Source organism: Neisseria uirgultaei (assembly GCF_962719845.1).
In the GTDB taxonomy this organism is placed as follows: Bacteria; Pseudomonadota; Gammaproteobacteria; order Burkholderiales; family Neisseriaceae; genus Neisseria; species Neisseria bergeri.
Genome location: NZ_CAUIYF010000001.1, coordinates 217,449 through 224,571, shown reverse-complemented (window position 1 = coordinate 224,571; position 7,123 = coordinate 217,449). Strand labels below are relative to the sequence as shown.

Genomic DNA, 7,123 nt, shown 5'->3' with positions numbered 1-7,123 from the left:
TGGCTGGCTGGCTGGCTGGCTGGCTGGCTGGCTGGCTGGCTGGCTGGCTGGCTGGCTGGCTATTATTGCGTTTAAAATAAATTTCTTCGCCTTCTTCGCTGCTTTGTCCGCCATTCAACACACAATCTTTAAACGGAAAATCCAACACAATATCCGAATTGTCTTTCAAAAAGCGGTTGCCGTCCGTCAAACCAATGCGGTTGGCGTATTTTGTGTAGGAATTATTGACGCTGTGTTTGTCCAAGAAAAAACGAAAATCCTGCAATTTAAACACCAAAACACCATTTACTTCTACAAAAAAATGGCGTTTTAACTCATCATTTCCCAATAACAATCCGATAATGGTCGGGTCGGTTTTTTCCACCAAATCCAACAGGATGTTTTTGGCTAAAATGGTTTTTTCTTCGTTCGCCCATACTTTTTCGTGTGATAGCAGGGCTTGGGTTAATTCGGTTTGAATGTCTGCCTTCATCGTTATAAATCCTCATCAGTCATTTTAATGTACCATTCTTGTGTAACGGCAAATGGCTTTGCAAATAAATTCTAATAAAATCAATTCTTTGACGTCTTTGCTGTTTCCGGGGGGCGTTCGCAAAGTTGCGATAAGCGGGGCGGGTGTCCGAGTGTGTCGTGATTTTACGGAAATATCAACACATTATTCAAACACAGCCCGTATTTTTAACCGCCGTTCAGGCGGCGGATGCCGCCGTGTTCATCAGGCGCAAGGCTTTCAGACGGCATATTTCTTTTTGATATTCCGCCAGGCCGACAAAGCGGCCGTTTTCCGTGTAAACGCGTACCGGCGTATCGGAAGGCAGGTCTTCCTCGAAACGCGGCCGTTGTCCGCATTGGAGCATATGGACGGCATAATCGTTTAAAACGGTTTGGGGAAAGTGTGAAACCAATACGTCGCAGGGTAGCAGCAAGCTGTCGCGTTCTGTTTCGTCCAAGTTTGCCAAGGCTTCGAGCGTGTGGCTTTGGGTGATGGTAAAACCGGCGGTTTCGGTGCGGCGCAGGGCGGTCAGGTGGGCGAACGTGCCGATGTGTTTGGCGATGTCTTCGCTGAGGGTGCGGATATAGGTGCCTTTGCTGCAACGCACGTCTATCACGGCTTTGGGCGCGTCAAACTCGGCAATATCGATGGTGTAAACGGTAATGTCGCGCGCTTTGCGTTCGATGACGATGCCTTTGCGGGCGTATTCGTACAGCGGTTTACCTTCGTGCTTGAGCGAGGAAAACATTGGCGGCACTTGGCGGATGTTGCCTGTCAGTGCTTGGCAGGCCGTCTGAAATTCGGCTAAGGAAATATCGGCGCGGGCGGTGGCAACGATTTCGCCTTCGGCATCGCCCGTGCTGCTGGCTTCGCCGAGTTTCAGTGTGGCGGTGTAGGCTTTGTCGGCATTAATCAGATATTGGGCGAACTTGGTCGCTTCGCCGAAGCAGACGGGCAAAAGTCCGGTTGCCAAAGGATCGAGCACGCCGGTATGTCCGGCTTTTTCTGCATGAAACAAACGCCGCGCTTTTTGTAGGGCGGTGTTGCTGGAAAGGCCTTCGGGTTTGTCGAGAAGAAGAACGCCGTTGACCGGGCGTTTGGCGGGTTTATTGGTCATATTAATTAGGGAATATTAATGTTCAGACCGTCTGAAAGGGTTCAGACGGCCTGCGTGTCAGCTTAATTCTTCATTCAATAATTCACGAACAGAGTGTTTTTCATCAATTAGATCAACGCTGATTGCATCAAAGCCATTTCGTTTTAATGAGTCAAAACTAATGACGCGACCATCAATTAAGGGAACTTGTCCTTCAGAATTGACGAAATCTTCATATTCATCTTCATAGTCTATATTGTAATAAAGATGAATCAGAACTCGGTAAGTATACTCATCCAAATCAGTTAATGTTCTGTTTTGCTTTTGATTTGGGCTATATTTGTTGCAAAACATAGCGTTATAGCCATGTTCCGCGCCATCAAACAATACGATTTCATCGCCACTTACAGCTTCTACCGCCACAATTTTTACCGGAGCCTTATCAGTATCGGTAATCAATCCATCAAAAGGCTCTCCATAGTAACGGATGTGGAAAGTATCTCTACCTTGGCAGGATAATGAAAAGCAACGATGCCCGCCTTCAATTTGCAGGTCATCACTATGTACATAGGCGGCTAAATGTTCGGGAATCAGATTGTTCATTCTAGCAGTATCAGTCTTCAACCGGTTTTTCTGCCGCCACTTGGTCGATCAGGCTGGAAATGCTCATGCCGCGTTCGAGTGATTCGTCGTATTTGAAGTGCAGTTCGGGCGTTTTGAAGAGTTTGATGCGTTTGGCCAATTCGCTGCGCAAATGGCCTTTGGCGTGTTCCAAAGCTTCTTCGGTAATGTCGCGTGTGCTGTCGTCGAGGACGGTGTAGAACACGGTAGCGTGGCTGTAATCTCGGGTAACTTCGACTTCGTTGATGGTGATGAAGCCTGCGCGCGGGTCTTTCAGGCCGGTGCGGACGAGTTCGGCAAGCTCGCGCATAATTTGTTCTTTGACACGGTCTTGGCGGGCGTAGCCGCGTTGGGGTTTTTTCATGAATATCCTCAGATTTGGTTTCAGACGGCATTTCTGCCGCCGGGACGGTTGCGAAGGGGCGTATTATAGCCGAATCGGCAGGATTTTAAGGTAATACGTGGCAGGATGTCCTTGGGATCACAAGAAGGCAATACAAAGACTTCAAGGGTATAAACATTGGTCTTGTGATAAGAATAAACATTTCTTGTTTTTCTATGATTTGTGGTCTAAATATACACTATGGTTTTATCGGAAAAGCGGTTGGGTTTACAGAATGGGAGTTAACAGCCGGGGCAGGAGTAGCACAGTTGAAAGATAATAATCGAAATTTTGGAGCATGGGTTTCTCAATACATTCAAAATCGGATTAGAGAACTTTGGGATGCAGATTGTTTAGCAGCTTTTGATGATGCGAGTGATAATGAAGCTATCAAAATAGGTTTCAGACTATGGTCTCAGGCTACGTTAGCGGAAACGAAGTACAGCGAAGCGAAAGCCAAAACCGCGGTGTATGAATGCATAACCTATAATTGAAAATTTGCGTTAATTACAGATAATGCCAGCTGAAAATGTTTCAAAAAAATTGCATCCATTTTATTAGAATTTATAAGATTGAAATATCACCAATCTATTTTCCCCTGTTTCCTTAGCTCTTCTTCATAACAAGCAAATCCATATCCCAAACTAAAAATATCCTTTACCGAAGCAGTTGTTTTTACTGAGCAAAAAAATAATTCTATTTCTTCATGTACATTTACAATTGTAAAATCAGTATGATGCAGTTGATTGTACCGATTAATTTCATCTTCTAATAAATTAGGCGAAATTACATCAATTTCAAAAATTACTTCTTGTGCCATTATTTTTTTACTCCATCTATTAATGTTAAAGTTACATTTGGAAACATTATAATAGATATGGAGGAACTCCTTCTTTTTTAACGGCTCAAGTTATCTTAGATGAAATCTATAAATCTTATCAAGATAACAAACCTGTAAATATCAAGAAATGCCTAAATTATTAATATTCTTTTTAATTACATTCATTTTTTTGCTTTTTGGGTGTACAAGAAATAATGTGTCGTCAGATCATCAAATGTTAGAGCATTTCAATCTCTACGAGTCTGAATTTGAGAGATTGAGAAAAATTTCTGTTAAGTACGATGGATTTCATTATCCCCCTTATGACGAAACAGATAGTACAGCCTATGTTATTTCATCTAAAGATAAAAAGGAATTGGACTCTTTAATCAAGAGACTGGATATTATTAGTATACAGTATGATGGGATATCAGAAGTATGCTTGCTCTTTCATACATGGGGTGTTTCTATCAGTGGAGGGTACAAGGAGTATGTCTATACTCCAAATCTTGAGAATCATATAAAGAACTACGATAAAGAGGTTGCCTTAGATCCCAGCACTGAAATGTATATCGTAGAAAGAATTACGGAGGAAGATTTGGATCAAGTTGCTCAAAGATATTCTGCAAATATAGAGTTATATCGTCCTATAAAAAATGGTTGGTATATACATCTCAGTCGAGAGAATTGATTCTTGAGATGTATGCTATTCTTTTATATTGATAAGCACGGATATAGTTATTATACTTGGCAACCCGAACGGCGCGTGCCGTTTCTGCAACGCATACATTGTAAAGAAAGCCATGTCCAACGAAAACCGTACCTGTTCCTTTTGCGGAAAATCCAAATCACACGTCAAACATTTGATTGAGGGCGAAAACGCCTTTATCTGCGACGAATGCGTCTCAAACTGTATTGAAATATTGCATGAAGACGGAAATGACGGCACGCCTCCAGAAAGTGCCGGAGGGGAGCCGGAGGAATCCGGCAAGCTGCCCACGCCCGCCGAAATCGTTGCCAACCTTAACGACCACGTTATCGGTCAGGAACCAGCCAAGAAAGCCTTGGCGGTGTCGGTGTACAACCATTACAAACGCCTGCGCCACCCTAAAGCCGGCGGTAATGTCGAATTGTCGAAATCCAACATCCTGCTTATCGGCCCGACCGGATCGGGTAAAACCCTGCTGGCGCAATCTTTGGCGCGCAAACTGGACGTACCGTTCGTGATGGCGGATGCCACAACTTTGACTGAAGCAGGTTATGTCGGTGAAGACGTCGAGCAAATCATTACCAAGCTCTTGGGCAAATGCGATTTCGATGTCGAAAAAGCCCAGCGCGGCATCGTCTATATCGACGAAATCGATAAAATTTCACGCAAAAGCGACAACCCGTCCATCACGCGCGACGTATCCGGCGAAGGTGTGCAACAAGCCTTGCTGAAACTGATTGAAGGTACGGTGGCAAGTGTTCCGCCCCAAGGCGGCCGCAAGCATCCAAATCAGGAATTTATCAATGTCGATACCACCAACATCTTGTTTATCTGCGGCGGCGCGTTTGCAGGCTTGGAAAAAGTAATCCGTCAGCGCACCGAGAAAGGCGGTATCGGTTTCGGTGCGTCCGTTCACAGCAAGGATGAGGATGCCGACATTACCAAGCTGTTCGGTATTGTCGAACCGGAAGACTTGATTAAATTCGGCCTGATTCCGGAATTAATCGGACGTTTGCCCGTGATTGCAACACTAGAAGAACTGGATGAGGACGCGCTGATTAATATTTTGACCGAGCCGAAAAATGCTTTGGTCAAGCAGTATCAAGCCTTGTTCGGCATGGAAAATGTCGAACTGGAGTTTGAAGAAGGCGCATTGCGTTCCATCGCGCGGCAGGCAATGGAACGTAAAACCGGCGCGCGCGGCCTGCGTTCCATTGTCGAACGCTGCCTGCTCGATACGATGTACCGCCTGCCCGATTTGCAAGGCTTGAAAAAAGTGGTGATCGGCAAGGCAGTCATTGAAGAGGGCAGGGAACCGGAATTGGTGTTCGAGTCCTGATGGCAAACAAAACCGCTTCGGAACGTTGAATCACGTTTCCGAAGCGGTTTTTTGTTTCTGATGCCGTCTGAAGCCTTCCCGTTTTCAGACGGCATCTGCTTTCTGCCTAGGGGCGGTTTGCGGCGGCAAATTCCGCCAGCGCGTTTTCCAGACGCGCCAAACCTTCCGCCATATCTTCATCGTTCAACAGCAGCGAAGGCGCGAAACGCAATACGTCCGCACCCGCAACCAAAATCATCACGCCGTGTTTCAACGCAGCGGCGGTTATTTCGGATGCGCGTCCGCAATAAGGCGCGTCCAACACGCAGCCGAGCAGCAGCCCCATCCCGCGAACCTGTGAGAACAAGCCCGTTTTCCTGCCCAAATCCAGCAATGCCGTCTGAAGTTTCTGCCCCTGTTCACGGACATGGTTTAAAGTTTCGGGCGCATTGATGATGTCGAATGCGCGGCTGCCGACTGCACACGCCATCAGGTTGCCGCCGAAAGTCGAGCCGTGCGTACCCGGTTGGAAGGCGGCGGCAACCTCTTCCTCCGCCAGCATAGCGCCGATCGGAAAGCCGCAGCCCAAGGCTTTTGCCGAACTCAAAATATCGGGAACAACGCCGTAATGTTCATAGGCAAACAGCCTGCCTGTATGCCCCATACCGGTTTGAACTTCGTCCAAAATCAACAACGCGCCGTATTTGTCGCACAGACGGCGCGCGGTTTGCAAATATTCCGCAGTGGCGGGCAGGATGCCGCTTTCGCCCTGTATCGGCTCGATGATGACCGCGCAGGTCTGTTCGCCGACGGCAGCTTCCAGCGCGGCAATATCGTTGAACGGAACGTGCGTAATGCCTTGCGGCAGCGGTGCATAATCCTTGCTGTATTTCGGCTGGCCGCCGACGGATACGGTAAACAGCGTGCGCCCGTGGAAACTGTTGATACAGGCGACGATTTCGCTTTTTCCTCCGCCGAAACGGTCGCGGGCGTATTTCCTCGCCAGCTTCAACGCCGCCTCATTCGCTTCCGCGCCCGAGTTGCAGAAAAAAACCTTGTCGGCAAAACTGTGTTTCACCAATTTTTGCGCCAATTCCTGCGCCGGACGTGTCGTATAGATATTGGAAATGTGCCACAGCTTGTGCATCTGCGTGTTTAAAGCATCGATAAGGGCAGGGTGGCAGTGTCCCAGCGCATTGACGGCGATGCCGCCTGAAAAATCAATATATTCACGCCCTTCCGTATCCCAAACGCGGCTGCCTGAAGCGCGTTCGGGAATCATCGGGGCAAAGGCGAAATTGGGGGTCAGATAGTTTTGCATAATTGCTCCTGATTGCGGTTTTGCTCGGGATTATGCACCGTTTTTCAAGGCGGATAAAGGGAAATTGCCGACAATATCGGGTAGCGGTAAAAATAAACCTAAATATTTTCAATAAGATAGATGAAAAATCAAAAAAATTTCAATAAAATGCTTGAGGCGCGGCAGCGTTTTGATTTAGACTCTCCCCAATATTTTTATCTTCAGACGGCATTTCATCATGCAAGGCAAAACGTTTACAACCGCTTACTGCTATTGGTACCACACAGACGTGCGGTACTTTTTTGCGCTTGCTTGAAATCCATCCCATACGCAAAACAGGCCGCTCGAAAACGGGGCGGCTTTTTTGTTACCTTCACACAGGTC

Annotated in this window: 9 protein-coding genes; 3 read left to right on the top strand and 6 right to left on the bottom strand. The window is 46.9% G+C overall.

Features of this window, described 5'->3' with window-relative positions; genetic code table 11:
* The 4 genes from Q9J32_RS01125 to rbfA form a co-directional block, all read right to left on the bottom strand.
* Positions 1 to 472, bottom strand: a 472-nt coding sequence (locus tag Q9J32_RS01125; protein ID WP_304666358.1) for a site-specific DNA-methyltransferase, incomplete at its 3' end; no start/stop codon positions are given.
* Positions 473 to 689: 217 nt separating this feature from the next.
* Positions 690 to 1,610 carry a tRNA pseudouridine(55) synthase TruB gene (gene truB / locus Q9J32_RS01120; RefSeq protein ID WP_301884795.1) on the bottom strand — a complete coding sequence of 307 codons (921 nt, stop codon included), beginning with the start codon at positions 1,608 to 1,610 and terminating at the stop codon, positions 690 to 692.
* A 57-nt stretch (positions 1,611 to 1,667) separates the two neighbouring features.
* The gene (locus tag Q9J32_RS01115; RefSeq protein ID WP_301884816.1) at positions 1,668 to 2,192 is read right to left on the bottom strand and encodes a hypothetical protein; all 525 of its coding nucleotides are present in this window, start codon (positions 2,190 to 2,192) and stop codon (positions 1,668 to 1,670) included.
* Between the two features lie 10 nt (positions 2,193 to 2,202).
* Positions 2,203 to 2,574: a 30S ribosome-binding factor RbfA gene (rbfA, locus tag Q9J32_RS01110; RefSeq protein ID WP_070823549.1), complete on the bottom strand. Its 372-nt coding sequence runs from the start codon at positions 2,572 to 2,574 to the stop codon at positions 2,203 to 2,205.
* 194 nt (positions 2,575 to 2,768) lie between these two features.
* Here rbfA and Q9J32_RS01105 point away from each other — a divergent pair, with 194 nt between their 5' ends.
* Positions 2,769 to 3,086, top strand: a complete 318-nt coding sequence (locus tag Q9J32_RS01105) for a polymorphic toxin type 44 domain-containing protein (RefSeq protein WP_301884814.1) — start codon at positions 2,769 to 2,771, stop codon at positions 3,084 to 3,086.
* 86 nt (positions 3,087 to 3,172) lie between these two features.
* Here Q9J32_RS01105 and Q9J32_RS01100 read toward each other — a convergent pair whose 3' ends face one another.
* On the bottom strand, positions 3,173 to 3,412 hold the full coding sequence (locus tag Q9J32_RS01100) for a hypothetical protein (protein ID WP_003711469.1): 240 nt from the start codon (positions 3,410 to 3,412) through the stop codon (positions 3,173 to 3,175).
* Positions 3,413 to 3,647: 235 nt separating this feature from the next.
* Between Q9J32_RS01100 and Q9J32_RS01095 the strand changes: the two genes are divergently transcribed.
* Positions 3,648 to 4,103: a DUF4948 family protein gene (locus Q9J32_RS01095; protein ID WP_025458477.1), complete on the top strand. Its 456-nt coding sequence runs from the start codon at positions 3,648 to 3,650 to the stop codon at positions 4,101 to 4,103.
* Positions 4,104 to 4,215: 112 nt separating this feature from the next.
* Positions 4,216 to 5,460 (top strand): ATP-dependent Clp protease ATP-binding subunit ClpX, encoded by a 1,245-nt coding sequence (gene clpX, locus Q9J32_RS01090; RefSeq protein WP_301884788.1) that lies wholly within the window; start codon positions 4,216 to 4,218, stop codon positions 5,458 to 5,460.
* A gap of 106 nt (positions 5,461 to 5,566) precedes the next feature.
* Here the strand turns inward: clpX and Q9J32_RS01085 are convergent, their stop codons facing one another.
* Positions 5,567 to 6,760 (bottom strand): acetylornithine/succinyldiaminopimelate transaminase, encoded by a 1,194-nt coding sequence (locus Q9J32_RS01085; RefSeq protein WP_301884787.1) that lies wholly within the window; start codon positions 6,758 to 6,760, stop codon positions 5,567 to 5,569.
* Between the last annotated feature and the right edge of the window lie 363 nt (positions 6,761 to 7,123).

Excerpts from the sequence above, each read along its gene's own strand:
- Q9J32_RS01115 (WP_301884816.1), bottom strand. The coding sequence starts at position 2,192 with ATGAACAATCTGATTCCCGAACATTTAGCCGCCTATGTACATAGTGAT.
- truB (WP_301884795.1), bottom strand. The coding sequence starts at position 1,610 with ATGACCAATAAACCCGCCAAACGCCCGGTCAACGGCGTTCTTCTTCTC.
- clpX (WP_301884788.1), top strand. The coding sequence starts at position 4,216 with ATGTCCAACGAAAACCGTACCTGTTCCTTTTGCGGAAAATCCAAATCA.
- Q9J32_RS01105 (WP_301884814.1), top strand. The coding sequence starts at position 2,769 with ATGATTTGTGGTCTAAATATACACTATGGTTTTATCGGAAAAGCGGTT.
- rbfA (WP_070823549.1), bottom strand. The coding sequence starts at position 2,574 with ATGAAAAAACCCCAACGCGGCTACGCCCGCCAAGACCGTGTCAAAGAA.
- Q9J32_RS01085 (WP_301884787.1), bottom strand. The coding sequence starts at position 6,760 with ATGCAAAACTATCTGACCCCCAATTTCGCCTTTGCCCCGATGATTCCC.
- Q9J32_RS01095 (WP_025458477.1), top strand. The coding sequence starts at position 3,648 with ATGTTAGAGCATTTCAATCTCTACGAGTCTGAATTTGAGAGATTGAGA.
- Q9J32_RS01100 (WP_003711469.1), bottom strand. The coding sequence starts at position 3,412 with ATGGCACAAGAAGTAATTTTTGAAATTGATGTAATTTCGCCTAATTTA.